Here is a 240-nt window from a genome sequence, read left to right on the forward strand (position 1 = left end):
ATCTGGTATTGCTATATACCCCTTTATTTTTTCAATAAATGCGTCACAACCCAAAACTGAAAGTAACTTTTTAGCGCCATAAAACGTACGTACCTCTTTATTATTTTCATATTCAACAAACTGTTTGTACGCAGCATATTTACGATTTTTTCCTTGAAGCGAAAATATAAAGTCTCGAACTAGCCATTTTGGCGTCGCTGTTTTTTTGATGAAAGCTGAATAGCTAGACCATTTATAGTC

The 240-nt window shown here is 33.8% G+C and carries 1 protein-coding gene; it reads right to left on the reverse strand.

Features of this window, described 5'->3' with window-relative positions:
- Positions 1-240, reverse strand: a 240-nt coding sequence (locus tag AAEY78_RS14835) for a hypothetical protein (protein WP_352340246.1), incomplete at both ends; no start/stop codon positions are given.

Source organism: Psychrobacter sp. 16-MNA-CIBAN-0192 (genome assembly GCF_040309565.1).
GTDB lineage: Bacteria > Pseudomonadota > Gammaproteobacteria > Pseudomonadales > Moraxellaceae > Psychrobacter.